The sequence below is a fragment of the Nonomuraea sp. NPDC005730 genome (assembly GCF_040630865.1).
Lineage (GTDB): Bacteria > Actinomycetota > Actinomycetes > Streptosporangiales > Streptosporangiaceae > Nonomuraea.
In genome coordinates this window covers 20350-46407 of the sequence record NZ_JBEXYK010000077.1, presented here as the reverse complement: position 1 = coordinate 46407, position 26058 = coordinate 20350, and the positions used below count along the sequence as shown (strand labels likewise).

Genomic DNA, 26058 nt, shown 5'->3' with positions numbered 1-26058 from the left:
GCCTCGGCCGGGGTGCGCTCGGCCCCTGTCGCTCCGCAAGCTCCAGGAGGACGGATGTCCGCCATCGTTGACCGAGACCTGCGCGAACGGGCCGCCCGGCTCACCGTCGCGTTCGACGGTGACGCCTGGATCCTGGGCCGCCCCGACCTCGGGGTCTTCGTCGCGGTGCCCGAGCCGGGCGCGGTGTTCGTCACCACACTGCAGGAGGGCGGCTCGGCCGCCGAGGCCGCGAGGCGGGCGGGCGAGGTGGCGGGCGAGGAGGTCGACGGCGCCGACTTCCTCGACGGTCTCACCGGCGCCGGCCTGCTCGACCCGCCCGCACCCCCGGGGGAGCGAGCCCCCAGCGGCTGGATCGAGGGACTCGGCCAGGACACGGCGGCCAGATTCTTCGGCAGGACCGCCTGGGCGTGCTACGCGACGGCAGCGGTCTTCGTCGTGACCGTCCTGGCCTTCGCGCCCGAGTTGCGGCCCTCATGGAAGGACGCCTGGTTTCTTCCCAGCGCCGTACTGTCGATGCTCACCTACCTGCTGGTCGACATCGCCTTCAGCGCCCTGCACGAGGCATGGCACTGGGTCGCGGGCAGGGCGCTCGGCGTCCCCGCCACCTTCAGGGTCAGCTACCGGGGCCTCTACATCGTCTTCGAGACCGACCTGACCCAGATCGTGAACGTGCCGCGCCGCCGCAGGTACGGGGCCTACCTGGCGGGCATGGCCATCGACGTCGTGGTCGTGGCGACGGCATTGGGGCTGCGGCTGCTCGACAGGGCCGGGCTGCTCGCACTGCCTGAGACGCTGAACGGTCTTCTCGGCGCGGTCGTGTTGTATCGGCTCGTCGGGATCGTCTGGCAGTGGGCCGCGGTGCCGATGCGCAGTGACGGCTACGCCGTACTGGCCAATGCGTTGCGCTGCCACAACCTGTACCGGGTCACCTGGCTGACCGCCAAGGCCAAGCTGTTCCGGCTGCCTCCCGCCGAGGCGGCCGAGCTGGCCTCGGCGGGCGAGCGTGATCGGCGCGTGGCACGCTGGTTCGCCCTGCTGTACATGGCGGGGGTCGTGGTCATGGCCGGCATGTTCGTGCTGGTGGCCCTGCCGCTGCTGTTCGCCCTCGCTCAGTGGGGCATGGTACGGCTGAGCGCCGGCGCGACGGGTTCGGCCGCGTTCTGGGAGGCGCTCGCCGTGACGGTGTACGTGGTGACACGGCTTGCCCTGCCCCCACTCCTCGCACTGAGGGAGCGCCGACTGCGGAGGTCGGGCAGGCTCCTGTGAGCGGTGCCGCCCCGCACCATCATGCGCTCCTGGAGGAGCTCGTGGTCCGGAAGCCCGCCATTGCTCGACGAAATACGAACGATCTAAACTCACGGACCATTCTTCATGGAGGTGGTCCCAGTGGCCGAGGTGGTCCTGTTTCATCACGCCCAAGGCCTCACCCCTGGCGTCGTCAGCTTCGCCGAGGAGCTCCGCGGTGCGGGCCATGCCGTGCACACGCCCGACCTGTACGACGGCCACACCTTCGACACGCTGGAGGCCGGCATGGCGTACTTCGAGCACGTCGGCGCGGAGGCGATCTTCGATCGCGGCAGTCGCGCCGTTGCGGACCTGCCGGCCGAAGTCGTCTTCGTGGGGTTCTCCCTCGGCGTGCTGAACGCCCAGAAGCTGGCTCAGACCCGCCCCGGCGCCCGCGGCGCCGTGCTGGTCTACTCCTGCGTCCCGAGCTCCTCTTTCGGGCCGTGGCCCCCCGAGGTCCCGGTACGGATTCACGCCATGGACGCGGATCCCGTCTTCAACACCGAGGGGGACGCCGAGGCGGCCCGCGCGCTCGTCGCCGAGGCCCCCGACGCCGAGCTGTATCTCTATCCAGGCGACCAGCACTATTTCGCGGACAGCTCGTTGCCCTCCTACGATGCCGAAGCCGCCACGCTGCTGCTGCAGCGCACCTTGACCTTTCTCCAGTCCCGCTGACCGGGCACCGTGACCGGACTCCAGGCAAGACCGCCGGACATCTCGCAGATCTGCTTCGGAGTCTCGCCGACGTCGGTGATGCTCAACGAGCCGGACGTCGGGGAGGTGACCGCCTCTCCGAGCAGGGACTCCAGGACAATGACTACAACGGGTCGGGGACGACGGTCACGGCCCAGAACGCCCTCGTGAACTACCTCCTGGCGGAATGCTCATGACCTTTCCACCTCGGCTCTGCCGGCCCGCCGGAAAGGGGCGACGGGCGGTCTGCCCGCCGGTCGTTCAGCGACCAGCGCGGTTCGAGGCGATCCCGCGGACAGGTGCTGTGGCACAGGCCGCGCACCGCACAGGTACGCCCGCAGCCGCACGCCGTTCCTCGCAACGCGGGCGTGTTCGCCATGCCTTCGAACGAAACGGACTGTTCTTCATGCGATCCAACTCCAACCACTCGTCGTCGCCCACGTTCGTGTTGGTCCACGGCTCCGGCAGCAGCTCTTTCATGTGGGCTCCCGTCCAGCGCGAGCTGGCGTTGCTCGGCCACCGCAGCTACGCCGTCGATCTGCCGGGCCATGGCCTCGACGCGCAGTACCCGCTGGCCTACCAGGCCCCCCAGGACCTCGACGCGTGGGCGGCCGAGCCGTCCACGCTGGCCGACGTCACCCTCCAGGACAACGTGGACGCGGTCGTCGACGCGGTCCGGCGGGTGGCCGAGCACGGGCCCGTGGTGCTGGTGGCGGCCAGCCTCGGCGGCCTGACCGTCAGCGGTGTGGGCAACGCCATCCCTGACCTGGTGGATCGGCTCGTCTACATCTCCGCCTGGTCGTGCGTGCAGCGTGCCAACCCGATCGAGTACATGCAGGAGCCCGAGTTCGCCGGCAACCTGATGGGCCCGCTGGCCGCGTTCAACGTCGGCGACCCCGCCCGGCTCGGCGCCGGCCGGGCCAACTACCGCACCGCGGACGCGGAACTGCTCGACGCGCTCAAGGCCGCCACCATGGCGGACGTCAGCGACGAGCAGTTCCGTGCCTTCCTCAACATCCTGCAGCCGGACGAGTCGATCGCGGTGATGACGGCCGACGCCCGCGTCGACGCCGCCACCTGGGGCACCATCGCCCGCACCTACATCCGCCTGGCCGGCGACCGATCCCTGCCGGTGGCCATGCAGGACAGGCTGATCGCCGAAGCGGACGCCCTGACCCCCGGCAACCCGTACGACGTGCACACCCTGGACACGTCACATGTGGGGTTCCTGTTCAGGGCCGATGAGGTGGCCGCCATTCTGGACAAGGCCGCGATCTAGCAAAAGGCAGGGGGACGGCCGCCGGCCGTCCCCTTCACCTTCCAGCTCTGCCACTCTCAGAGGGGGCTGCGCCTCAGCCGGGACGGCGGACGTGGGGGCCGGGGGCGGTCGCGCGGCCTCAGCGGTCAGCGGCCTCGGTAAGCATGTTCTTGATCTGGCGGAGAACCTGGTCGCCGACGGCAAGCTGACGCGACTGCTGATGCGCGGCGCTCGACAGGTTCCTGATCGGTGCAACAGCCTCTGACCACGAGCGCAGTCCGTTCCAGGTGGGATCTCGGGGGCGGTCGCCGCGGGCAGGGACGGTCAGTGCGCTCGCTGCCACGCCGTCGAGACGAACTGGAAGCCACGGCAGGACGTCTGGCAGCAGGACCGGCACCCCTTACCCCGGCTGCTGGGGACGCCTGATGGTTGATCGACCGAGGATGTAGGGGGCGAGGTGGTAGGTCAGGCGGCGTACCGGGCGGCGAGTGCTCTTCCGGCCTCGCCCGCCGCCTCCTCGGCGGTCTTGTGCATGATCGCCGCCGCCTCGGTGAACTCGTCCAGGGCGGGGTTCACGCCGACGAGCGTGAACTCGCGCTCGACCACAGTGAGGTCGGCGCCCCAGATGTCGACGAGGATCCGGCGCAGGTAGTCGATGTTGTGGTCCCAGCCCGCGCGCGGGGTACCAGGGCCGTAGGCGCCGCCGCGAGTGGTGACCAGGACGGTCGGCGTGCCCTCGAGCAGGAGGATGCCCTGAGGCGTCCCGGCGATCGCGAGGTCGATCCAGGTCTTCGCGTGCTGCGAGACGCCGAAGTTGTAGAGCGGCATCGCGAGCACGGCGCTCGTCGCCTGCTGCAGCTCGGCGGCGAGCCGCTCCGCTGTGGCGAGTGCCTCGCGCTGCGCGGCGGTGCGGCCCTCCTCCGAGATGTGACGGCTGGAGATCGCGGCCTCCCAGACGTGTGCCGGCAGCGGCTCCTGACCGAGGTGACGCCGTACCACCGGCACCCCAGGGCGGGCGGCCGCGATCTCGTCGAGGACGAGGTCGGCGAGTGCGCTGCTGGCGGAGCGGTCGCCTTGGATGGTGGCGTCGACGCGGAGTACGGACATGGGGATCTCCCTGGCGGATGAGCGCTAGTTGAATGTTCAAGTTGACAGTATGTCGAACCACTTGAATATTCAAATCGCCTGGTAGGGTTGATCTGTGAGCACCGAGCCTCCCCGCGGAACCCCCTCCGAGCACAACGTGCCATGGCTGTCGCCCGACCAGCAGCGCGACTGGCGAGCGCTGGTCGCCCTGATCATGACCCTGCCGCCCGCGCTGGACGCACAGCTCAAGCGCGATGCCGGTGTGAACAGCTTCGAGTACCACGTGCTCGCAGCTCTCTCCGAGGCGCCCGACCGCACGCTGGTGCTCAGCAACCTGGCCGCAGTGGCACAGGGGTCGCTCTCGCGAATCTCCCACGCGGTCACCCGGCTCGAGCGGTCTGGCTTGGTCGAGCGGCACAGCTTGCCCAACCGCGGTGGCCGCCACACGGAGGCACGGCTCACCGACGCCGGCTTCGCCAAGATCGAGGAGATCGCCCCTGGTCACGTCCGAGAGGCACGTCGTCTCGTGGTCGACGCGCTGACGCCCGAGCAGCTCGCCGCACTCGGCGACGCCGCCCGGGCGATCACGGCCGTCACCATGGCGGAGGCGCCCGAGACATGCCCGGAGAGCAGTGACTGCTGATCCGGCAGACTCAGGGGCCCGCCGCGCGGCATCGAGATCCCACCGAGCAGCGCGCCGAAGTGCGGATTGGGCCTTCGAGCACGGGCGAGGCCGGCCCGCTGCTGCCGCGGTCGATCAGGACCGCTGGCAAGTGATGTTGACCATCCAGGTGATCCCGAACTGGTCCACGAGCGAGCCGGCCTCGTCCCCCCAAGACTGCTTGTCCAAGGGCAACGTCACGGTGCCGCCGACGGACAGCCTCTCGAAGTAGCCGCGGAGCTGGGCGTCGTCGCCGCCGAGGAAGACCGCAACGTTGTTGCCCGGGGTGTGGGTCATCTCTTCCCGGACGTCCCAACCCATCAGCGTGTAGCCGTCCGGGGTGCGGAGCGTGGCGTGCATGACCTTGTCGGCGGGCGCGTCCGGCGAGCCGAACTCGGCGTACGTGCCCATCTCCAGCTCGCCGCCCAAGACGTCGCGGTAGAACTCCATCGCCTGTCGCGCGTCGCCGTCGAAAGCGAGGCACGGGGTGAGCTGAGATCCCATCTGATGCTCCTCGGTATGAGTGAATGGCGAACGGCCAGGACCGCAGCAGCGGGCACCGGCGGTTGTCCGAACCTGGCAGCGCTCGACCGCCGAGGTTCGGGCCCCGCGGGAACCGCTCGCGCGCCTGGACCCGTAGGGAGTGACCGCTCAGGGGTCTGAAGGGGTCACTTCGTTGAGCCTCCCAACGAATCACGACATCCTCAGTCGTGTATCGCCGTGAAGCTCTCCCATCCGCGCCGACCGGTTTCCGGACCTCACCGGACTGACCCACGACGAAGCGCCGGCCCTGCTGATCGCCGGATCACGGCGCGGCGCAGGCATTCGGCCTCCGCATGGCACTCGCTTCGGCCGTGCTCAAGGTGGTCGACGCCCTACCCGAAAGCCGTCGAGACACCGCGGCCCGTTCTGCCGTAATCCGGTAGGCGGCCGGGGGCGGGCCTGTCGACGCAGTGCCGGGCGCTGGAGAACGACGACCTGCCTGGCCCTCCGGGCTGACCGACCGTCTGCGGCTGGTGGTGACCGCCGCGCATGCAAGCGGCCCCCGGAGCGGTTCTCCGGGGGCCGCGAGGACAGACGGCGTCGCAGGTCATGGCCTCGACTCAGGCCAGCCGCTCATGGGGTCAGGCCGGCGGACTGGAACGCGGCTTCGGCTTCGTTGCGCTGGTTGAGCGCGCCGTAGTAGTTGGGGTGGACGAAGGTGCAGGCCTCACCCTTGGGGAGCAGCGCGGGAACCTGGTCGCGAGCCGCGCACTGGTACTGCGCCGGGTCGGCGGGCTTGTCCACCCCGGGCGGCATGACCAGGTTCGAGAAGACGCCGTACATCCAACGGTTCGTGCCAATGGCGCACACGCCGTGCTCTTCGCTTGAGGTGTAGGTGTCGACGTACGTGGCCTGGTTCTCGCCGGCCGCGTCTGCGATTCTCTGGTTCAGCTGCTGCTGCAGGGAGTCGAGGTAGGGCGCGTCGTTGTGCAGCCGGATCGTGCCGAGCTGGTGGAAGTTGCCGTAGGAGCAGCCGAACGCGGAAGGCACGATGGCGGGGTAGCCGAGCAGGAACACCTTCGCCTTGGGCGCCCTGGAGTGGATGTCGGCCAGAAGGGCCTGCAGGCCGTCCTCGACGATCTGCCAGCGCTCATTGAGCCAGTGCTGGCCTTCCTCGGACTGGTAGTAGGTCTTGCAGTACTTGACGGGCAGGGTCTGCTCGGCTCCGATGGCCAGGCAGTTGTTCAGGATTTCCCCGAAGCCGAAATCGTTGCCGCCGATGCCGACGGTCACGATGTCGGCGTCGGCGTCGACCGCGTCGATCTGCGGCGGCTTGGTGGTCCAGCCCCCGTGGTCCTTGCCGTTGGCGGGTGGGCCGAAGAGCAGGCCGGCCGGCTGGGGCCCGAGAACCCCGTGCGCGACCGTGGCCCCACCGCACGTCATGTCGGTCCTGTTCACCCAGCCTGGGTGCGCCGCGTTGAGATCGCGGGCCAGCATCGCCTCCCAGCTGTACCCGGAACGGCCGCACCCGTCGCTGTCGGCGGGAGCGTCCCACGGCGGGACCATCACATCCGCGCTGTAGGAGTCTCCTAGCGCTACCCAGTTCAGTGGCTGTGCGGCTCGGCTGCGCTCGGCGCCGGCCGGGGTCGCGCTGGCCAAGATCGGCAGTGCCGAGGCGAGGATCGCCGCGGCCAGGGCCACAGTGCGCAGGGGACGTGCAGGGGTACGTGTCATGCGTACTTCCTTCCGGGGGAAAGGGGGGCTGGTACGCGCCATCCCGTCACGCACTGTATTTATATGACCACATACTGTGATGTAACGTGAAGGTAAGACCCCCCTTACGTTCAGACTGATGCGGGTCTGTTCCGGCTGTTAATCACTTTCGCTACGGTTCGTACGATCCTGGCCGATACCGGTGTGGGGGTGGCCGATGTCGGCCCGGATGTTCTCCGGACCCTGATATCGGCCGGCACGATCTGAGCCGGTCGCAGACCGAGGCCTACTCCCTTCGGTGTAAGGCATACAGCGAAGGGTGCAAGGTCAAGTGACGATCAACGGACGACGCGCTCACGCTGCGGCCCGGCCTAGCGTTTCTCATCGAGATGGCCGGATGAGAACTGAAGGAGTCGCCATGCGCAAGAGAGTGATGACTGCGTTCGCCGGGCTGAGCTTGACGGCCGGTCTGCTGGGAGTGGCCGGCGCGCCGACCGGTGCCCAGGCCGGCACGGCCGGCGCGGCCACCGCTGCGATGGCCGCGCCGAAGCCGCCGAAGGGCGCCAGGGCGGTGGTTCAGATCAGCCCTAATCCCACCACCAAGCGCAGCGAGGAGGTGACGATCACCGGCCACTGCGGCGGCGGCAAGGGGCTCAGGGCTGTGCTCGCCGGGCTCGACAGGCAGCACCCGGTGCTACAGAACATCCGCATCATCAAGGACGATCCCAAGGGATTCGTGGCCAAGGCGACCCTCAGCCCCAAGATCGGCAACGGCGTCGGCCCCGTGTTCGTCGACTGTGGCGGCGAGGCAGGCGTGACCCTCCTGGTCACCCACGTCTGATCCGCCCCCTGCTACCCGGGCTGGTGGACAGATTCGGAGCTTCCGCAGTCTTGAGCCCGCCGGTCCACGGTTCCACGGAAGCCGAACATCCCGACGGCGTCGTCCATGCGACCACCTGGTCGACGCTGTCCGTTCCACCCCGTCACCCCTCGAGAAAGAGCCTCCGCATGGCCGAGCCGCCCCCTCGACGCGAACCCGCGCCTGTCCGGCACCTTGCCCGGATAACCGACATCACGCTCGCTGCCCTCACTCTGGTCTTCTTCGTCGCCGTATCCCTCGCCACCGGGGTACACAACCCCTGGCAGGGCCCGACCCCTCTTGGGCTGCTTCTCGGAGCGCTCCTGCTGGTCAGACACCGTTGGCCGATGACTGTGCTGCTGCTGTCGATCGGCGGGATCTTCGTCTATCACCTCACCGGGCATTGGTCTCCCGCCGGTTGGATCTGGCCGGCCGCGGTCGCCTACTTCACCGCCGCCACCACACCACGTGTGCGCTGGGTGGCCGCCCTCGGCCTGGCCCAACTGGTCTATTCCGCAGTCGACGCCCGCTGGATCCTGGACAGGAACCTGACCCGCTACCTGACCCACGTCGTGGGGGAAGGACTGCTCCTGGCGGTCCTCATCGCCGCGGGCCTCACCTACGCCGCTGCGATGCGCTGGCGCGAGCGGCTGCGCGAAACCGACAGCCGCGCGCACGCCGCCGAGGAACGGCTGCGCGTCTCGCACGAGGTTCACGACGTCATCGCCCACACGCTGGCCGTCGTCGGCGTGCAGCTCAATGTCGCCGCCGACGCTCTGGAGGAGGACCCGGCAGCGGCCGCCGCCGCGCTGCGCCTGGCGAAGGACGTCAGGAACCGGGCGATGGCCGACCTCCGCTCCCTCATCACGGTCCTGCGCGACAACCCTGCCGACACCGCACCCCAGGCGGATCTGGCCTCCTTGGACACCCTCATCGCCGACGCCCGCACCGCCGGACTCGAGGTGACCCTCGACGAGCAGGGCGACCGCGCGGCCGTCCCCGCCATCACCGCCATCGCCATTCACCGTGTCGTACAGGAGTCCCTCGCCAACACGCTCAAGCACGCGGGGGCGAGCGAAGCCACGGTGACGATCGGCTACCGGCCCCGCTCGATCACCGTCGACATCACCGACAACGGCCGCAGCGTCCCAGGCGGCACCGATGTCACTGAAGGCCATGGCCTGGCCGGCATGCGCGAGCGGGTGGGCGCACTCGGGGGCGCACTCACCGCAGGACCTGTCCACGGCGGCGGCTTCGCCGTGCGGGCCGACATCCCTGTGGCAGGCTCGACGGCATGACGATCAAGGTGCTCCTCGCCGACGACCAGGCACTCGTACGGGCCGGCTTCCGCAGCCTGCTGGCCCGCTCCCGGGACATCACGGTCGTCGGCGAAGCCCAGGACGGCGACGAAGCCGTACGGCTGGCCGCGAGCACCCACCCCGATGTGATCCTCATGGACATCCGCATGCCGGGCACCGATGGGATCACCGCCACACGCCGCATCGTCACCGCCCCGGCCACTCTGGGCTGTCGCGTCATCATCCTCACCACGTTCGACACCGACGAACACGTCTTCGCCGCCCTGCGCGCCGGAGCCAGCGGTTTCCTTACCAAGGAGGTCGAACCCCCCGAACTCCGCCGGGCGGTCGTAGCCGTCGCCGGCGGAGACGGGCTCCTGTCCCCGGGCGTGACGCGGCGCGTCATCGAGCAGTTCGCCCACCGGCAGGACCTCACGCCCAGTGCGGGGCAGCGGCTGGCCGCCCTCACCTCCCGGGAACTGGAGACGGTCAAGCTCGTGGCGCTCGGACTCTCCAACAACGAGATCGCCGAGCGCCTCGTCATCAGTCCGCTCACTGCCAAGACCCACATCACCAGGGCCATCGCCAAGCTGAACGTGCGCGACCGGGTCCAGCTGGTCATCCTGGCCTACGAGAGCGGCCTGATACGGCCCGGCGCGTGACATCGCCGTGTGACACCCGATGTCCATCGCCTGTCACACATGGCGCACGCGGCCCGCATGTGCCCAGCTCGCCACTGCCTGCGGCCGGGCCGACCAACGGGGCCGCCGGGCGGCCCGAGAAACACCTCCAATGGCAGGCACTGCACCGACCCGGGTACCGGTACGACAGACGATCACGAGGTGGAAAAGCGGTTCGGCAGGGCTTGCATCGGCGTTCGATCCTGCGACGTTCACCGAGGTGCTCGGCAGACAGGGGTCTCTCCGAGATCAGGAAACCTTGGAGGACGAGGCCGTCCAGGTGTTGCACACCTACGGGGATCTCGCGCGGAAGCCCAAACGGTCCCGGATGCTGCCGGTGAACCGGGCGATCCCGGTGAGGTTCCGTACGTGGTGCCCGTACTCGTGGGCGGCCGTATGGAACAGGCTGGCGGAAGACCTCAAACGTGTCCTGCTCGGCGAGGTACGCCGAGCAGGACATCGGCGGCATCCACGACGACGGCCGCGTGTTCGGGTCCGTGCCACCAGATGGCTGTGTCGATGTTTCTCGGCTCCGGTCGAGAGGGGGCACTCATAATCGGCATATCGGAAAATTCCTCTTTGCTCATAAATGCGCCGCCTCTTTCGGCCTTTCTTTGCCATTGCCTAACCCGTTCGTGCGTGATGAAATTATGATTCGATTTACCCATTCCGGCCGGGATGTTAGGCGGCAGAATTGCGACATGGATAGACATGTCCTTTTCGGCGGCTGCAGGACCGACATTTAGCACAATCGACGGAGGAAGATCGCCATGTTCAAGAAACTGCTGCGTTTCCTTCCCGTCGGCCTCGCGGCCGGCTCGCTGCTGGCCACCGTGGCCCTGCCGGCTCCGGCATCGGCGTCGGCCTCTCGGGCCGGAATGCGGCAAAACGTCGTCACCGTACTCGGCTACAACAGCACCGACTGGAAATACCTCCAGGTGCCGCCTGCGGCCAACGCCCCACGTTTCTACGACCCGAACTTCGACGACAGTGACTGGTCGAGCGGACAAGAAGGCTTCGGCACCACCAACGGCATCTGCGCCTGGAACAATTCCACCAACGTCAAGACGTCCTGGGCGGTGAACACCGACATCCTGGTACGCCACTGGGTGCACATCCCGCGCGACGCCCGACTGGTCCGCATCCAGGGAACGATCGACAACGACGCGCGGGTCTACTTCAACGGCCGCCTCGTCCAGAGCGTCAGGAGCGGTCGCTGTGCCGCGGGCGCCATCAACGTCGTCATCCCCGCCAGACATCTGGAGCGCTGCAACCTCCTGGCCATCCGCGGCCATGACTACGGCGTCGGAACCTACCTGAACGTCGAGGTCAGCTACGTAAGGCCGACCCCCTCCGCCTGAACGAGCACCGCCGCGGGCCCCCGGCCCCCTTGAACTGCGAGAGGGCCGGGGGCTCTCGCCAGAGCGGCGGTTTCCCGGCTTTCCGGGCAGAGGCGACGGTACGAGCTCCGGCGACGACGCCCGCCGACCCAGGCGAGCCGGTGATCGCCAGCACCACAAGCGGCATGGCGGGCCTGTTGAGCTCCGACCCCGGCTCGGACACCGCGCCACCAACCCACAGCGGTTGAGAACGAACGTTCTTGCGCAGCGGCACGAAGTCGCTCACATGGCGCCGAGCTCGGCCCACTCGGTGTCGATCTCGACGCCCGGCGCAGCACACGTTCCCGGCGGGCAGCGAGGACGTCGTGGTGACCGACGCCTGAGCGCCCGCGGTCACCGGTGGGCGAGACCTTCACGAGTGCGGCGAAGGAGCTCCAGAACGCGGTGTTCGAGCTCGTGGCCGGTGCCGAGCAAGCGGTTGCAGTGCAGGTGCACATGGCCGCGGCACCCCCCGGGAGAGGGGCGGCCGGCAGGTTCCGGCGGCGGACGGTCAGCAGGGACGTCAGGGCCCGGTCGTGCGGCGTCGTGCCCAGCGAACCCGGATCGCTCAGGAGCTGGCGCAGCTCGGGGGAGCGCCTGCGGTGGTCCCGGCCGCCGTCCGGTGAGGGGAGACGCCGTCACGGTAGAAGCGCGTGCGCTGCTCGATGGCCGGCGAGCCGTTCCCGCACGTGGCCGAAGGGGTCGCGGGTGAGCGGCGGATGCAGGTCGTGGTACAGGAACCCTTGAAGGAGCAGGTCCTCGACCAGCCCGTCCGCCTTCTCCGGCGTGGCGCCGGGCAGCGTGATCAGCGCTTCGACGAGCGCCGCACGCGAGACCGGCGCGCGGGCGAGGGCGAGCGCCCGCCGTACCGCCGAAGTGGCCCGTACGGAGGCCGTGCCGCCCGCCGGGAACGCCCGTCCGGCGCGGAGCAGCACGGAGGGGTCGGCCACCAGCCGCAGCCGGGCGCGGACCTCGGGATCGGCTTCGAGGCGCGCGACCAGGTCCGTGAGCCAGCCCAGGTCCGGGCGGGTGCGGGTACGCGGCTCCCGCTTGGCCAGGGCCAGGTCGGTGCAGTGTCCCCGGTCGGCCAGGCCGACGCCCGCGAAGAGGCCGAACGGGGTCGGCCGCGTGCTCATGCGGATGAGGTGGCGCAGCAGTTTGCGGCCGATCCGCCGAGCCTTGGGATGGCCGGGCGGCGTTCGCGCCAGAGCGGCGGCCAGATCGCCGCTCGCCACCTGGATGGCCGCCACCACCGCCGCGGCGCCGGGCAGCAGGCGGCCCGGGTCCGCCGGCTCGCCCGCTCGCGCGGCGGCGTCCACCGGCAGGAGCGGGGCGCGCACCAGCGCCCAGTCCATCGGCGTGTACAGGCTCCGGTTCGCGCGGGTCATGACAGGAGGAAGAGCCGATCCCAGGTCGGTTCGACGTCCGTCGCCGCGGCCGGCAGCACCAGGACGACGCCCGCCGCGCCGTCCAGGACCCCGGCGCGGTCCACGGAGTTGCCCTCCGGCTCCAGCGAGGCGTACGCGAGCGGCCGTTCCGGCTGGTAGGAGGCCAGCAGTTCGTCCACGAGCTCGGCCGCCTCCTGGCGGAACAGGCCGGTGTCGGAGGCGAAGCGGAGCGCGACGTGCAGCAGGCCGCTAACCCCGTGGCAGAACGTCGGCGACGGGATGGCGCGCCGCTCGGCCGGGCGGCGCAGGACGGCGTCCATCGCCTCCAGCGCCGGCTCGCCCAGGAGGCCGTCGTCGAGCGCCTGGGCCGCCGGCCACAAGGCGCGGGTGACCCCGGGGGCCCGTAGCACCACGCGCTCCGTGACGGGGCCGACCGGCCGGGCCGTCCCTCGCCGGTCAGCGGTACGAACGCGGGCCAGTCGTCCCCGGCACGGTGGGCGACCAGCCAGTCGGCGATCCGCCTGACGGCGTCCGCCTGGCCCGGCACCTCGATGCCCGCGCGCAGGGCGAGCGACAGCAGGGCGAGTGGCCCTGGGATGCCGTGCGCGAGACCGCAGTCCAGAGCGCCGTGCGGGTGCAGCCGCGACATCGTCTCGTCGCCCATCAGGTGGGCGGGCGTCATCCAGGCGGGCGGCTCCTGCTCTCGGGCGAGGTCCTCACACCGCGACGCCCACACCAGCAGTGGTGTGGGCGTCGCGGGTCCAGGGCCGCGGCATGGGTCGTCAGCCGGTGACCCTGCCGAACAGGTGGTTGGCGGGGGCGTCCGGGTCGTTGCCGTAGAAGAACTCCGTGACCGCCCGATGGAATTCGGTGCGGTCCAGCACACCAGAGCCGTCCTGGTCCAGAGCGGCGAAGACCGCGGCGCAGTCCTCGCCGGGAACGCCGCCGACCGAGTCGAACATCTGCTGGAACTCCGCCTCGTCGATCTTGCCGTCCCCGTTGAGGTCGGCGAGGTCGAAGAAGTAGTTCGTCACCGGCTCGATCTGTTGCGGGTACAGGGCGGGGTCGGTCAGGGTCCGCCTGAACCCTTCGGTCATCTCCCGCAGATCGACCTTTCCGTCACCGTCGTGATCCATCGGGGCGATCACGTTCGCCCAGAACGTGTCCATGCTCTGGGTGAGCAGGCGGGCGGTCTCGGAGTCCGGCGCGGCGCCGCGGGCGGCGATGTAACGCTCGCTCATCATCCGGACGTCCCGCTGGGTGATGAACCCGTCGCCGTCGACATCGGCGCCGCTGAACCACCGGCCGTACTTGAGGTTTCGCAGTGCAGTCACGATTACGCAAAGTATTCGATCGATTACGGCAAAGCAAGCGGCCGGAGCCGGCCCGGCTCGAAGAGGCAGCGGGCTTTCGTGTCAGTGCTCAAGGTGTGGTGGGGTGAAGGCGAGCACATCGGGATGAGGGCCGTCGTAGAGCTCGACGTCGACCAGCGTGCTGAGAGCACTCGGTCCTTGGGACAGGTGCGAGCACGGCCGATCCGCCGTGAGGACGTTGGGATTGCCGTGGCGGTCCAACGTTCCGCTCAGGCCTGGCTGGACCGGATCCCACCACGCTCCGGTGGACAGTTGTACGACGCCCGGCATGACGTCCTCCGACAGGACCGCGCCCGCCAGACAGCTACCTCGGTCGTTGTGGACCCGTACGATCATGCCGTTCTCGATGCCGCGCGGCGCGGCATCCGACGGATTGATCGTCACGGGCTCACGGCCACGGATCTTCGAATTGAGGCTGTGGCCACCGTTGTCGTACTGGCTGTGCAGGCGCGAGGCGGGCTGATTCGAGATCAGGTGCAGCGGGAATCGGCCCGACAGCTCGGCGCCGAGCCACTCCACTGGTTCGAACCACATCGGATGCCCGGCACAGTCGTCGTAGCCGAATGAGTCGATCTCCTCGGAGAAGATCTCGATCCGGCCCGACGGCGTCGGCAGGGGGAAACGCCGCGGATCTGAGCGGAGCGCCGCGAAGCTGCCGGGAAACGGTCCGGTCAACGCCGGCAGCTCAGCGGTGGAGCTGTGCCAGAAGTCCTCGAAGCTCGGCAAGGCGGCATCGTCGCCGAGTCCGGCCCTCGTCTGCTCGTACAGGTGTCGGACCCATTCGATCTCGGAGCGCGACTGCGTGAACTCCTGCTCGTATCCGAGCCGGGAGGCCAAGGCGGTGAAGATGTGATGGTCGGTGCGTGACTCTCCCGCCGGCTCGCGGACCTTGGGCATCGCGACGAGGTGAGGATCGCAGAATCCGGCGGCGAAGTCGTCGCGCTCCAAGCTGGTGGCGACAGGGAGGACGATGTCCGCGAACTTGGCCGTGGTGTTCCACCAGCCTTCGTGAACCACCACCGTGTCAGGGGCCTGCCAGGCTCGGGCCAGCCGGTGGAGATCCTGGTGATGGTGGAACGGGTTCCCGCCGCACCAGTAGATCAGGCGAAGCTCCGGCAGCGTGAGGCGCCGGCCGTCGTAGCCGATGGTCTTGCCCGGATGCAGCAGGGTGTCGGCGATCCTTGCGACAGGGATGAAGTCCGGGACGGGGTTGGAGACCCCGGGTATCCCAGCCACGCTGGGGCGGCCTCTGGCAACGCCTGTCGCGTCCATCGTCGCGTAACCTGCTCCCCAGCCACAGCCGGGCCGACCCATCGATCCGGCCATGGCGGCCAGCACGACAGACATCCAGATCGGCTGTTCGCCGTGGTCCGCCCGCTGCACCGCGTAGTTGACCATGATGAGAGAACGTCGCGCGGTGAGGCGGCGAGCGAGGTCGATGATCGTCTCGCGACTGACACCCGTGATCCTCGCCGCCCAGGCGGCATCCTTGGGGACGCCGTCGAGCTCGCCGGTCAGGTACGCGGCGAAGCGGTCGAACCCGACGCAGCACCGGCGGAGGAAGTCCTCATCGTGCCACCCGTTGACCAGCATCGTGTGGGCGATGCCGAGCATCGCGGCGGTGTCGGTGTTGGGGATGACGGGCAGCCACTCGGCGTCGAGGAAGCCGGCGACGTCGCTGCGGATGGGGCTGACGTTCACGAACCGCACCCCGGCAGCACGGCACTGCCGCTGCATGTCCTGCGTCTGGTGCCTGGCCAGACCGCCAGGGTTGATCTGGCTGTTCTTGAGGGCCAGCCCTCCGAACGCCACCACGAGCTCACAGTTGCCGGCGATCTCGTCCCACATCGGCATCCGCGACTGGTAGCTCCATGGATGCCCGCCGATCACATGGGGAAGGATGACCTCCAACGCCGCAGTGCTGTAGGTGTTGCGAGAGTCGGTGAACCCCCCGCCCAGCGCCAGGAACCGGTGGAGCTGACTCTGCGCGTTGTGGAACACGCCCGCACTCGCCCAGCCGTAGGACCCGCCGAACACCGCGCTGTCTCCGTGCTGTGAACGCACTCGACGGAGTTCATCGCTCACCAGCGTGATCGCGTCGTCCCAGCTCACCTCCACGAAGGCGTCCGCGCCTCTGGCCGTGTCGTGGATGCGCGGCTCGCCGTTGAGCCAGCCCTTGCGCACCGCGGGGCGCAGCACGCGGGCGCCGTCGTCGGCAGCTGTCACCATCCCGGGGCCGATGGGCGACGGCACGGGGTCTTCGCCCCTCGGCTCAATTCGTACTAATCGCCCGGAATCGACCACCGCGATGAAGCTGCCCCAGTGCGTCGCAACCGACATGCGTCGTTCCACCATGCATCAACCCCATCCCTGAAGTTCCCCCTGCTTTCGACCAGCGGTTGCTTGCGTCGCAGGGGCCTCCACCTCAGTCGGCGGCTCGCAGGACGGAGACTTTCCCCTCTGCCCTGCTGCTCAACCCCGTCAGTGCGCACCGGCTCGTTCGGCGATCTCCTGCTCGTGATCGCCTGCACTGCTCCGGGTGCGTGCCGGGGTGCCGCCGGGTGCACCTCGCGCAGCGTCTCCGGTTGCACGCGGCCCTTCCTGTGGCACGCCGCTGGTACCTGGTCGGACGTGACCATCTGCGTGCCGCCATCCGCATGTACCGCGTGGACAGGATCGGCGGCGCCGCCGAACTGCCCGGCACGTTCACCCCGCCCGACGGTTTCGACCCCGTCACCCACGTGCTGCAGACGTTGACGCTCGGCGCCTGGACGCACCGCACCGAGATGGCGCGCTCCTCACCGGCATGCCCTGGCCCTTCACCGGTCCGCAATCCGCCCGCGCTGGTTGCGGTGCTCGCCGAGCACGTCACTGCGCTCAACCCGGCCGTCGCCCGCTCCCATCCGGCACCGTAGCCGTCGGCGCCTCTCACCCCGCTGTGCGGCGGCACCGGCCCCGGCTCGGCCCCATGGGGCCCAGCCGCCGAAACGTCACCTCGGGATCGTGGGCGGACGGCTTGTCCAGCAGGGGCTGCGACTGCCGGCCACCGGGCTGGGCGACATCGAGCTCGCCGAACGGCTGGCCCTCAACCCGGCGACGGTGAGGACTCACGTGGCCCGCATCCTGGCCGAGCTCGGGCTCGGGGACGCGGGTTCAGGCCGTCGTGCTCGCCTGCGAGACCGGGCTGGTGTCCCCGGGCGTGACGTGACCGTGCACGGTGGTCAAGGTCGAGATGCCTGGGTGAACCGCACGGTGACGGACAAGCCCCCTTCGGGGCGTGCGGCGGCGGTGAGGGTGGCGCGGTGAGCTTGCGTGACGGCGTTGACGATGGCGAGGCCGAGGCCGTAGCCGTCGCTGCGGCCGTGACGATCGGGCGCCAGTTTCTGGAAGGGTTGACAGAGGCGCTGGAGGTCGTCGCCGGGGATGACCGGCCCGCTGTTGGTGACCGTGAGGGTCACCTGCGGGCCGGAGGTCTCGGTGGTGACCTTTACGTGCCCGTCCGGGTGGTTGTGGCGGATGGCGTTGTCGACGAGGTTGGCGACGAGGCTCTCCATCAGTCTCGGGTCCCCGGCCGTCACCGCGGGCGCCAGGTGTTCGGCGAGGTCGATGCCGCGTTCCGTGGCGTGGCGGCGGCGGGAGGCGAGCACTCCCGCGGCGATGTGGGCGAGGTCGAGGGTGTCCCAGCGGGTGACGCCGCGCTCGCTGGTGGCCAGGGCGAGCAGTGCCTGGACGAGCCGCTCCTGGTCTGCGTTCAGGGCGAGGGCCTCCTGGCAGGCCGAGCGCAGGCTGCCGGTGTCCGCATCGGGGTCGGCGACGGCGACTTCAAGGAGGGTGCGCTGGCCGGCCAGAGGGGTGCGCAGCTCGTGGGAGGCGTTGGCGACGAAATGGCGTTGGCTGTCGAAGGAGGCTTGCAGGCGTCCGAACAGGTCGTCGAGGGTGCGGCCGAGCTCGGTCAGCTCGTCCATGGGTTCGCCGAGGTCGAGGCGCCGGTGGAGGCTTCCGGTGGAGATCGTCTTGGCGGTGGCGGTGATGGCGCGCAGCGGGCGCAGGAACCGGTCGGAGACGAACCAGCCGAGGGCCAGGGCGGCGGGAATCAGCAGGATCAGGGCGACGGCGGATCCCGTGAGGAGCTGGGGCAGGCTGATCCCGGTCCCGGACCCGGTGATCGCGCTCGCTGAGGGCCGGCCCACGGGCGTGGCCGCGTCGATGCCGGCGAGCGGGACGGCGACGAGGACGAGCACGAGCACCCCGGCGGCGTAGAAGCCCGCCGCGTAGGCGAGCGCGAGCCGCGTCTGCAGGGATCTCCTGGCGAGCCGCTGTGAGGTCATGACGGTCCGATGCGGTAGCCGCCTTCACGGACGGTCTCGATCACGGGCGGGTCGCCGAGTTTGGCCCGTAACCGGTGCATGGTGTGCTTGACGGCGCTGCTGAAGGGGTCGGCGGCCTCGTCCCAGACGCGCTCGAGCAGTTCCTCGGCGGAGACGACCAGGCCCGGTACGGCGAGCAGGCATTCGAGCAGGGCGAACTCCCTGGGGCTCAGCTCAAGGCGCCGCCCGGCCCGGAACGCGGTACGGCGGGCCGGATCGAGGGTGATGTCCCCGCAGGCCAGGGTCGGCGGGAGCGGCGGGGTGGCGCGGCGGCCCAGGGCACGGACGCGGGCGACCAGTTCGGCGAACGCGAACGGCTTGGGCAGGTAGTCGTCGGCGCCGAGGCTCAGCCCGTCGACGCGGTCCTCGATCGTGCCGGAGGCGGTGAGCATCAGGACGCGGGTCGCGCAGCGGCCGTGGGCGAGTCGCCGGCAGATCTCGTCGCCGTGGACGCCGGGCAGGTCGCGGTCGAGGATCACCACGTCGTAGCGGGTGGCGGCCAGGCGATCGAGCGCGGCGGTGCCGTCGAGGACGACGTCGACGGCCATGCCCTCGCGGCGCAGCCCGGTTCCGACGGAACGGGCGAGGACCTCGAAGTCCTCGACGACGAGGACCCTCACCGACCCTCACCGCCGCTCGTCGTGCGAGGAGGGCGGACGTGGCTGCCGAACCGGCCGCCGGGTCGAGAAACCATGGGGCAACGATGCCAGATCCCCGGTCGCAGCCGGGTCGCAGCGGCCGCGACCCGGCTGGAACCGGGTGCCGCGTACAACCGTCGCCATGAGTTCATTCATGCCTCACCGATCCGGCCGGCCGGCCGGGCGGGACGGCTTCTCTCAGTTGCTGCGCGCGGAGTGGGCCAGGTTCCGTTCCGCGCGGGGCTGGTTGCTCGCCGTGGCGGCCTCCGTGCTGGTGACCGTGTCGCTCGGACTGCTGATCGCCGGAGGCGTCCGCACCACCTGCGTGACCGGGAAGGGCGAGGGCCCCTGTCCCGCGCCTCTGGTGGGCCCCGACGGCACGGCCGTGAAGGACAAGTACTTCTTCGTGCACCAGCCGCTCAAGGGGAACGGCAGCATCACCGCCCGCGTGTCGGACATGACCGGGCAGATCCGGCTGCCGGACGCCGTACCCGGGGTGCGCAACGTCAAGGAGGGGGTGGTGCCGTGGGCGAAGGCCGGCCTCCTGGTCAGGCCGAGCCTCAAGCAGGGCACGCCGTACGCCGCCGTCATGCTCACCGGAGATCACGGCGTGCGGATGCAGTACAACTACGTCCACGACGTGGCCGGCGGTCCGCACAACGGCCCGCAGTGGCTACGGCTGACCAGGTCGGGCGACACCGTCACCGGCCAGGAGTCGGACGACGGCAGGACGTGGACCGAGGTCGGCACGGTCAGGTTGACCGGTCTGCCGGAGACGGTCGAGATCGGGCTGTTCGCCACCTCGCCAGGCGTCTTGTGGGACATGGCGAAGGCCTTCGCCAACGCCACCGCCACCTTCGACCAGATCAAGCTGCAGGGGGCGAACGGTTCGTGGCGCCGCGACGACGTCGGCGTCTCCATGGAGTCCGACGGGAAGACCCCGCACCACCCGGGCGGGGTCGTCGAGTCCGGCGAGAAGCTCGTCGTGACCGGGGGAGGCGACATCGGGCCCGCCACGGTGGAGGGGGGTCTGCGCGCCGACCTCATGCTGATCGGGGGAGCCGTGGGGCTGATCCCGATGTTCGTGGCGGCGGCCACGTTCCGCACCACCGGACACCTTCGCGAACCGGCCGGGACCGGCCCGACCGGACACCTTCGCGAACCGGCCGGGACCGGCCCGACCGGACATCTTCACGAACCGGCCGGGACCGGCCCGATGGCTGATTCGCATCCGGCGTGGCTGCCGGCGGCCCAGGCCGTGGTGGTCGGCGCGGTCGGGTTCGCGGCGGGGCTGCTGACCTCGGGGGTCGTGATCCCTGCCGGGCTGGCGCTGTCGCGTGCCCATGAGAACCCGATCCAGCCGATCACCCCGGGCACCGAACTGCGGATGATCGTCGGCTACGCGGCGCTGACCGCGGCCGCCGCCGTGCTGGCTCTGGGCCTGGCCGTGCTGGTCAGGCGGGCCGTCGTCGCCGTCGGACTGGCGATCGTGCTCGTCGTCGTGCCTTACCTGCTGGCGACCGCGGGTCTGGCGCCATGGCTGCTGACGATCACCCCGGCCGCCGGGTTCGCGATCACGCAGAGCATTCCGACGTTCGCGCATGTGGAGGTGGACCCGTCACTGCTGGGGGGCTACTACCCGCTCCCGCCATGGGCAGGCTTGGCCGTGACCTGTGGATATGCCGTCTTCGCCTTGGGAGCGGCGATCGCCGTACGCCGCGGTCACGGCAATCTCCCGCTCGCCCGCTGAGCCGGTACGTCGGGCAGAGCGGGCACGGGCGGGCCGTCACGTCCAGGTCAGAACGTCAGCGACCAGGAATCGACGAGGCCCGTGTCGAAGGTGTAGACGTCGCGCACCTGAAGCTTCCCGGTCCCGTTCCGATCCTCGGCAGTGGTGTTCACCGAGAAGGTCCGGTGCACGCGTCAGCCGATCCGACGCCGCCCGCGGGCTTCAGGCTGTGGACGGCTCCTCCTGGGGCCACCAGGTCGATGGCCAGGTCGCCGGTGTAGGGATGCACGATGTCCACCCGCACGGAGCTGGCGGCGGAGCCCTTGCCGGGGCAGCCGGTGATCGTGACGGCGCTGGAAACCGATGCTCCCGCGTCCGGGATGGGCACGTCCGTGCCGTTGGTGCCGCTTCCGCAGGTCGGTGGCCGGCCGTCGTTCATGAACGAGGTGTTCAGCAGCTTGGTCGGCGAGCCGGTGCCGGCGTTCCTGACGACGCCGGGTGTCGCGTTCGTGGTCAGCGCGGCTGAGACGTCGGCGGGGGCGGCTCCGGCGTGGGGTCATCGGACTGGCGTCGTGGAGCCGCAGCGACTTCAAGTGGCACAGCGTCTACAGCAGGCTCACCAACGACATGGCGGACCGGGTCAAGGAACAGCTCGGGCCGCAGCAGCCCGGCCGGTTCGGCGTCGGCGTCACTCCGTCCGCGCTGAAGGTGGCCGCCGGCGCGTACGTCTCGGCCGCGGTCACCACCACCGCCTCCGGCGCCACCGAGAGCGTGCACCTGAGCGCGTCCGGACTGCCCGGCGGAGCCGGGGCCACGTTCCAGCCGGCCTCCGTCCAGACCGGCCGGACCGCCAAGGTCACCTTCCAGACCTCGGCCACCACCCCGCCCGGCGACCATCTGGTCATCGTGACGGCCACCGGCTCCGCGGGCGAGAGCGCGACCGCCACGGTGACGCTCACCGTCGAGGGCGACGCCCCTTCCGGCGACGTCAAGGTCACCGTCCAGCCCGGCCGCGGCCACCGTCAGGCAGGGCTTCTCCACCACCCCGTCGATCACCGCCACCGGCGGGACGGGCGACCTCAGGCTCACCGTCTCGGGTCCGCCCTCCGGCACGCAGGCGTTCCTCACCCCGCAGACCATCCGGCAGGGCGCCACCAGCCTCATGCAGCTGCGCGCGGATTCCCTTGCCACAACGACTCGGCTGAGGTCGATCGTCGGGAACGACGCCGGCGTGGGCCGTTGGGCCACCTGCACCACACCCAGGCTTGACCGGTCTCATCGTGCTGGACGATGGTCTGGATGGCCGCGGCGACCTCGTCCACGTCCCGCAGGTGATGCGGAGCACTTCGGTGTGCTGAGTTCCCGCTCGGCTCGGTGCTGGGCGGCTTCAACCGGCTGATCGGCGAGCAGTTCGACCAGGGCGCGCTGATCCCCGCCGCATCCAGGCCGGCCATCAGCGGCTTGCCGAGTCGACGTTGGTCCGAGACATGATCGCCTTGCTGTAGTCCGGTCCCGCGCTCGACCGTAGGCCCGGACGCCCGTCGCCTGACCCGGGGCTGTTTGTCCGTACCACCGCACAGCATACACAGAAGGGGCCTTTCGCCATCTATTCACACCTTTATCGGCAAATGCATGAAAAGCGGTAGTTATTTCGGGCGAATCGGGCATTTGTCCCAAGGGATCATGGCGTTTACTGCTTGGGTGGACGGGAGGGACGTGATAATGAGGTCGTGGCTAGAGCGATCACGTATGCGGATGCCCTTCGTGTGCTGGGTGAGGACAATGCGGCGGTCAAGGCGTTGGACAAGATCTTTGGAGGGCTTCTGCTGGGTGCCGCCGCTTCAGGCTTTACTGATGCGCTCGGGCTGATCGATGGCAAGATCGAGGCTGTCCGGCTGTGTCACGAGCTGGTCAATGGCTTGCGTGACAAGCTGACGGGGCTCGGTCGACACAGTCGCACTCGGCGGCTGGAAGCCGCGCACGCCATCATTGTGCTTGTCGCATTCTTTGAGGCGATCGATCATATCGGCCTGCCGTTCACCTCCCGACAGCTCGAACTGAGTCGGGCAGAGGTTCTGGCGATCAGTAATCTTGCCGCGAGCAAGAAGCTGGTGGTCAATGCAATCCTTGGTGCGCATGTGCTGGTTCCCGAGATGCATCTCTCCCATGAGGAGAACCTGAGTATCCTCCGGCGACATTACCGGGCTGTCGCCGCCAGCTTGATGAAGTTCCTGATGGGGCTGAAGATTTGGGAGTCTCTGGACGAGACCGAGCGGGGCAAGGCGTCGCTACGCCTTCTGGGCGAGCTTCCGGACTGTGCCTGTGGCCACTATCAGGAGCTCTATCGTCGGCTGAGCGCCGATTTCCCTGAGTTTGAGATCTGGGCGAACCTGGGACAGCATCAGGCGACGCGCGACGTTGTACACAGGGGCATGGCGAGGTTGGAGGACAAGCTCTCCGACCTGGTCGCGGGCCTCGCTCCCGCCCGCCGGCTGTTGAGCATATCGACGGCGAACAGGTCGGCACTGTTACGGCCCATCAACGCGGCCACCGATCTGCAAGAGGGGCTACAGATGCCAACCCTGGCTGCTGGGTACGTGAATCCCGGGTTCCGGGTGGTGGAGCCGGATGTCACAGCGGAAATATCGTCCCGCGCATGGTGGCAGAGTGTCCCGGTTCGTAAAGAACTTTCCGACTTCCTCGCGGGCTTCCTCGTCTCGCCTCGAGCGGTAACGGTACCGCTCGTCGTGCTCGGCCAGCCTGGAGCCGGCAAGTCCCTGCTCATGAAGGTGCTCGCTGCGAGGCTTCCTGCTGAGCAGTTCGTGCCCATCCGTATCAGGCTGCGACAAGTCCCTGCCGATGTGACGCTGCAGGCGCAGATCAAGCATGCGTTGTGTGAGCTGACCCACGAGGAGATCGATTGGGCGGACCTCGCCCGGTCCGCGGCAGATTCCGGCATTCTGCCCGTTCTTCTTCTGGACGGTCTGGACGAGCTGGTGCAGTCGACCGGAGTGCACCGGAATGATTTTCTCGAACAGGTCGCCGAGTTCCAGCAACGGGAGTCGGAGCAAGGCCGAGCAGTCGCGGCCGTCGTCACCACCCGGACTGCGGTTGCTCATCGATGCCGACTGCCCAAAGGGGCGATTGTCGCCCAGCTCGATCCCTTCAGCCAAGAGCAGATCGGCACATGGTTGGAAACCTGGAATTCGGTCAACGAGGAGTACTTCCTGAGTCGAAGTCTGCATCCGCTGCGCACCGAACACCTGCTTCCCCAGATCGAGTTGGCGGCCGAGCCGCTGCTGTTGTTGATGCTCGCGCTGTATGATGCCGACGCCAATGAGCTGCAGCTGAACTCTCGGCAAATGGCACGGGCCGAGCTCTACTACCGAGTGCTGAACCGCTTCGCCGAGAGGGAGATCCGTAAGCGCTGTCCCTACCTCGGGGGTGAGCAGCTCGCGGAAGCCGTGCATTATGAGCTCAGGCGCCTGGGCGTCGTGGCATTCAGTATGATCAACCGCAGTCAGCAGTGGGCTGTGCGCGAGGAGATCGACCAGGATCTCAAGGCCTGGCAGCTGGCCGAAGACAAGGGGGCGCACACGGACTTCCGTGCCTCGCTCACCGCGGCGGAGCGCGTTGTGGCCGGGTTCTTTTTCGTTCGCCAGTCGAGAAGCATACAGAACGACAAACCGCTCGCTGCGTATGAGTTTCTGCATGCCACGTTCGGTGAGTACTTGGCAGCTCTGCTGATCTACGAGGTGATCAAGCAGTTGCGCAGTGAGGCGGCAGCCTCCAGTGGGCCGTTCGGGGAGGGGACTCCGCAGGACGGTCCACTTTATGCGCTCACTTCGTTTGCGCTGATGAGTACTCAGCGGGCGATGCTTGGGTTTCTCCGTGACATGGCCGGCATAGACGGCACTTATAGTAGGCTGATCACGAGGTGTTTTCGGAATCGTGAACGACGTACGGACCTGAGGTTCTCTGTCTATCTGCCGAGGGAGTTGCCTCTGGTGCGGCGCCATGCGTACTACAGTGCTAATCTCGCGCTTCTGACCTCGGCCTTGGCTCAGGAAATCAGTGTCCAGGACCTGCTCGGAACGGATGGCGACCCGATTGAGGAGTGGCGGCGCCTCGGATACCTGTGGCAATCGGCGGCATCGAACGAGGAATGGGTCAGTACGCTACGGATTCTTGCTGTGCGAAGACACAAAGAGAATGATGTACGCGTTGTCTTCGGTGGTTCCGAGACACTCTTCGAGGTCAATCGACTGCACTTCGCAGAGGCGTCAGACCCAAAATTGATGATCGACGATATCAAACGCCTCGAACAACGGTTCCTACTCGATGACCCGCCGAACCTGCCGGGCTTGTCGTCTCGCGAACACCTGCTTGGCCGCGCTGTTGGGCAGGACCTTTCTGGCGGCCTGCTCGACAAGCTGCTGCAGGCGAACCCGAACCCTGCCGCCGCTTACCAGGAAGTGCTCGACAAGCTGCCTGCACCGAACGAGGTGGACGCTTCCGGGCTGACCTCGATCATTGTGCAGCTTGTGGCTCGCGACCTGTCGTCGATGACTACCGATATGGCCGTCATGCTGGTCCAGAACCTGACTCTCCGAGTTGGCAAAGAGTCGGATGTCGATACGATAGTTGCTTGTGTTCTGGAAATCATTGCGCATGACATCGGACGGGTCGCCCTGCTCCGGGATCTGACACAAATCGATCTGCCGGCGAAGTCTCGTCTGCGCCTGGCGGTGACCTTGATCGAGCTCGGCGTGGGCGCACCCGACATCCCTCCGGGGATACTGGAGGTGGCGGACGCATTGACCTCTTCGGAGTTGGAAAAGCTGCAACGTAAAGATCCGCTTCTGTTTCGCCGGTCCCGGCGGATCATTCAATCAGAAGGCCAACATTACGGGCTTGAGTGGCCTGGATGACCGCCTCCAGATCCGCCGAAGCGGACGCATGAGTCGTTGCGGTCGATGGACCGCGCCGGCTGTGCTCTCGGCGACCGGCCGCTCAGGCGTTCAACAGCATGCTCAGGGCCGATACGTGCACCGCTTCCGCTTCGGGCCAAGGGGCGAAGGTCGCATGATCGACAGAAGACAAGCCTCATCGGCTCTGCTGAGGACGGTGCGGCACACAATCGCCTCCACACTTTCACGGGATTGACGC

The 26058-nt window shown here is 68.6% G+C and carries 24 protein-coding genes and 2 pseudogenes; 13 read left to right on the top strand and 13 right to left on the bottom strand.

Features of this window, described 5'->3' with window-relative positions:
* Positions 1 to 54 precede the first annotated feature (54 nt).
* From ABZ444_RS45885 to ABZ444_RS45875, 3 genes are all read left to right on the top strand, one after another.
* The gene (locus ABZ444_RS45885) at positions 55 to 1266 is read left to right on the top strand and encodes a hypothetical protein (RefSeq protein ID WP_358010562.1); all 1212 of its coding nucleotides are present in this window, start codon (positions 55 to 57) and stop codon (positions 1264 to 1266) included.
* Positions 1267 to 1386: 120 nt separating this feature from the next.
* Entirely contained in the window at positions 1387 to 1959 is a 573-nt protein-coding gene (locus tag ABZ444_RS45880; RefSeq protein ID WP_358010561.1) for a dienelactone hydrolase family protein, read from the top strand.
* 424 nt (positions 1960 to 2383) lie between these two features.
* Positions 2384 to 3256: an alpha/beta fold hydrolase gene (locus tag ABZ444_RS45875; RefSeq protein ID WP_358010560.1), complete on the top strand. Its 873-nt coding sequence runs from the start codon at positions 2384 to 2386 to the stop codon at positions 3254 to 3256.
* A 118-nt stretch (positions 3257 to 3374) separates the two neighbouring features.
* Here the strand turns inward: ABZ444_RS45875 and ABZ444_RS45870 are convergent, their stop codons facing one another.
* Both ABZ444_RS45870 and ABZ444_RS45865 read right to left on the bottom strand, forming a co-directional pair.
* Positions 3375 to 3632: a hypothetical protein gene (locus tag ABZ444_RS45870; protein ID WP_358010559.1), complete on the bottom strand. Its 258-nt coding sequence runs from the start codon at positions 3630 to 3632 to the stop codon at positions 3375 to 3377.
* Between the two features lie 68 nt (positions 3633 to 3700).
* A complete protein-coding gene (locus ABZ444_RS45865) occupies positions 3701 to 4342 on the bottom strand; it encodes an NAD(P)H-dependent oxidoreductase (protein ID WP_358010558.1) in 642 nt (213 codons plus the stop codon).
* A 94-nt stretch (positions 4343 to 4436) separates the two neighbouring features.
* Here ABZ444_RS45865 and ABZ444_RS45860 point away from each other — a divergent pair, with 94 nt between their 5' ends.
* Positions 4437 to 4964 carry a MarR family winged helix-turn-helix transcriptional regulator gene (locus ABZ444_RS45860; protein WP_358010556.1) on the top strand — a complete coding sequence of 176 codons (528 nt, stop codon included), beginning with the start codon at positions 4437 to 4439 and terminating at the stop codon, positions 4962 to 4964.
* A gap of 114 nt (positions 4965 to 5078) precedes the next feature.
* On the opposite strand, the gene ABZ444_RS45855 is transcribed toward ABZ444_RS45860, so the two are convergent.
* Complete coding sequence (locus ABZ444_RS45855) at positions 5079 to 5486, bottom strand: VOC family protein (RefSeq protein WP_358010555.1); 408 nt, start codon at positions 5484 to 5486, stop codon at positions 5079 to 5081.
* A 250-nt stretch (positions 5487 to 5736) separates the two neighbouring features.
* Here ABZ444_RS45855 and ABZ444_RS45850 point away from each other — a divergent pair.
* Positions 5737 to 5896 (top strand): annotated as a pseudogene (locus tag ABZ444_RS45850) (DNA-binding transcriptional regulator); the annotation flags it as partial.
* Positions 5897 to 6098: 202 nt separating this feature from the next.
* Here ABZ444_RS45850 and ABZ444_RS45845 read toward each other — a convergent pair.
* Positions 6099 to 7166, bottom strand: a complete 1068-nt coding sequence (locus tag ABZ444_RS45845; RefSeq protein WP_358010554.1) for an SGNH/GDSL hydrolase family protein — start codon at positions 7164 to 7166, stop codon at positions 6099 to 6101.
* A gap of 430 nt (positions 7167 to 7596) precedes the next feature.
* On the opposite strand from ABZ444_RS45845, the gene ABZ444_RS45840 reads away from it, so the two are divergent.
* The 3 genes from ABZ444_RS45840 to ABZ444_RS45830 all read left to right on the top strand — a co-directional run bounded on the left by ABZ444_RS45840 (position 7597) and on the right by ABZ444_RS45830 (position 9997).
* Positions 7597 to 8019 (top strand): hypothetical protein, encoded by a 423-nt coding sequence (locus tag ABZ444_RS45840; RefSeq protein WP_358010553.1) that lies wholly within the window; start codon positions 7597 to 7599, stop codon positions 8017 to 8019.
* Between the two features lie 167 nt (positions 8020 to 8186).
* On the top strand, positions 8187 to 9335 hold the full coding sequence (locus tag ABZ444_RS45835) for a histidine kinase (RefSeq protein ID WP_358010551.1): 1149 nt from the start codon (positions 8187 to 8189) through the stop codon (positions 9333 to 9335).
* On the top strand, positions 9332 to 9997 hold the full coding sequence (locus tag ABZ444_RS45830; RefSeq protein WP_358010550.1) for a response regulator transcription factor: 666 nt from the start codon (positions 9332 to 9334) through the stop codon (positions 9995 to 9997). Before ABZ444_RS45835 ends, ABZ444_RS45830 begins: the two co-directional genes overlap by 4 nt.
* 437 nt (positions 9998 to 10434) lie before the next feature.
* On the opposite strand, the gene ABZ444_RS45825 is transcribed toward ABZ444_RS45830, so the two are convergent.
* Positions 10435 to 10728: a hypothetical protein gene (locus tag ABZ444_RS45825; protein ID WP_358010548.1), complete on the bottom strand. Its 294-nt coding sequence runs from the start codon at positions 10726 to 10728 to the stop codon at positions 10435 to 10437.
* Between the two features lie 57 nt (positions 10729 to 10785).
* On the opposite strand from ABZ444_RS45825, the gene ABZ444_RS45820 reads away from it, so the two are divergent.
* Complete coding sequence (locus ABZ444_RS45820; RefSeq protein ID WP_358010547.1) at positions 10786 to 11376, top strand: hypothetical protein; 591 nt, start codon at positions 10786 to 10788, stop codon at positions 11374 to 11376.
* A gap of 656 nt (positions 11377 to 12032) precedes the next feature.
* On the opposite strand, the gene ABZ444_RS45815 is transcribed toward ABZ444_RS45820, so the two are convergent.
* The 4 genes and pseudogenes from ABZ444_RS45815 to ABZ444_RS45800 form a co-directional block, all read right to left on the bottom strand.
* Positions 12033 to 12782 carry a lantibiotic dehydratase gene (locus tag ABZ444_RS45815; RefSeq protein ID WP_358010546.1) on the bottom strand — a complete coding sequence of 250 codons (750 nt, stop codon included), beginning with the start codon at positions 12780 to 12782 and terminating at the stop codon, positions 12033 to 12035.
* Positions 12779 to 13431, bottom strand: a pseudogene (locus ABZ444_RS45810) (lanthionine synthetase C family protein). The gene ABZ444_RS45815 and the pseudogene ABZ444_RS45810 overlap by 4 nt, the downstream one beginning before the upstream one ends.
* A gap of 133 nt (positions 13432 to 13564) precedes the next feature.
* Positions 13565 to 14116, bottom strand: a complete 552-nt coding sequence (locus tag ABZ444_RS45805; RefSeq protein ID WP_358010544.1) for an EF-hand domain-containing protein — start codon at positions 14114 to 14116, stop codon at positions 13565 to 13567.
* Between the two features lie 81 nt (positions 14117 to 14197).
* Positions 14198 to 16510 (bottom strand): molybdopterin-dependent oxidoreductase, encoded by a 2313-nt coding sequence (locus ABZ444_RS45800; RefSeq protein ID WP_358010542.1) that lies wholly within the window; start codon positions 16508 to 16510, stop codon positions 14198 to 14200.
* Positions 16511 to 16716: 206 nt separating this feature from the next.
* Between ABZ444_RS45800 and ABZ444_RS45795 the strand changes: the two genes are divergently transcribed.
* A complete protein-coding gene (locus ABZ444_RS45795) occupies positions 16717 to 17070 on the top strand; it encodes a WYL domain-containing protein (protein WP_358010541.1) in 354 nt (117 codons plus the stop codon).
* A gap of 306 nt (positions 17071 to 17376) precedes the next feature.
* Here the strand turns inward: ABZ444_RS45795 and ABZ444_RS45790 are convergent, their stop codons facing one another.
* Together ABZ444_RS45790 and ABZ444_RS45785 are read right to left on the bottom strand one after the other, a co-directional pair.
* Positions 17377 to 18483, bottom strand: coding sequence for a HAMP domain-containing sensor histidine kinase (locus ABZ444_RS45790; RefSeq protein WP_358010540.1), 1107 nt, complete (start codon positions 18481 to 18483; stop codon positions 17377 to 17379).
* Entirely contained in the window at positions 18480 to 19142 is a 663-nt protein-coding gene (locus ABZ444_RS45785; protein ID WP_358010539.1) for a response regulator transcription factor, read from the bottom strand. The genes ABZ444_RS45790 and ABZ444_RS45785 overlap by 4 nt, the downstream gene beginning before the upstream one ends.
* A gap of 172 nt (positions 19143 to 19314) precedes the next feature.
* Here ABZ444_RS45785 and ABZ444_RS45780 point away from each other — a divergent pair, with 172 nt between their 5' ends.
* Positions 19315 to 20910 (top strand): hypothetical protein, encoded by a 1596-nt coding sequence (locus tag ABZ444_RS45780; RefSeq protein ID WP_358010538.1) that lies wholly within the window; start codon positions 19315 to 19317, stop codon positions 20908 to 20910.
* A 47-nt stretch (positions 20911 to 20957) separates the two neighbouring features.
* Here ABZ444_RS45780 and ABZ444_RS45775 read toward each other — a convergent pair whose 3' ends face one another.
* Positions 20958 to 21062 carry a hypothetical protein gene (locus ABZ444_RS45775; RefSeq protein ID WP_358010537.1) on the bottom strand — a complete coding sequence of 35 codons (105 nt, stop codon included), beginning with the start codon at positions 21060 to 21062 and terminating at the stop codon, positions 20958 to 20960.
* Positions 21059 to 21328 (bottom strand): proprotein convertase P-domain-containing protein, encoded by a 270-nt coding sequence (locus tag ABZ444_RS45770; RefSeq protein WP_358010535.1) that lies wholly within the window; start codon positions 21326 to 21328, stop codon positions 21059 to 21061. The genes ABZ444_RS45775 and ABZ444_RS45770 overlap by 4 nt, the downstream gene beginning before the upstream one ends.
* 188 nt (positions 21329 to 21516) lie before the next feature.
* Here ABZ444_RS45770 and ABZ444_RS45765 point away from each other — a divergent pair, with 188 nt between their 5' ends.
* Together ABZ444_RS45765 and ABZ444_RS45760 are read left to right on the top strand one after the other, a co-directional pair.
* Complete coding sequence (locus tag ABZ444_RS45765; RefSeq protein ID WP_358010534.1) at positions 21517 to 22158, top strand: PKD domain-containing protein; 642 nt, start codon at positions 21517 to 21519, stop codon at positions 22156 to 22158.
* 461 nt (positions 22159 to 22619) lie between these two features.
* Complete coding sequence (locus ABZ444_RS45760) at positions 22620 to 25820, top strand: hypothetical protein (RefSeq protein WP_358010533.1); 3201 nt, start codon at positions 22620 to 22622, stop codon at positions 25818 to 25820.
* Positions 25821 to 26058: the final 238 nt, after the last annotated feature.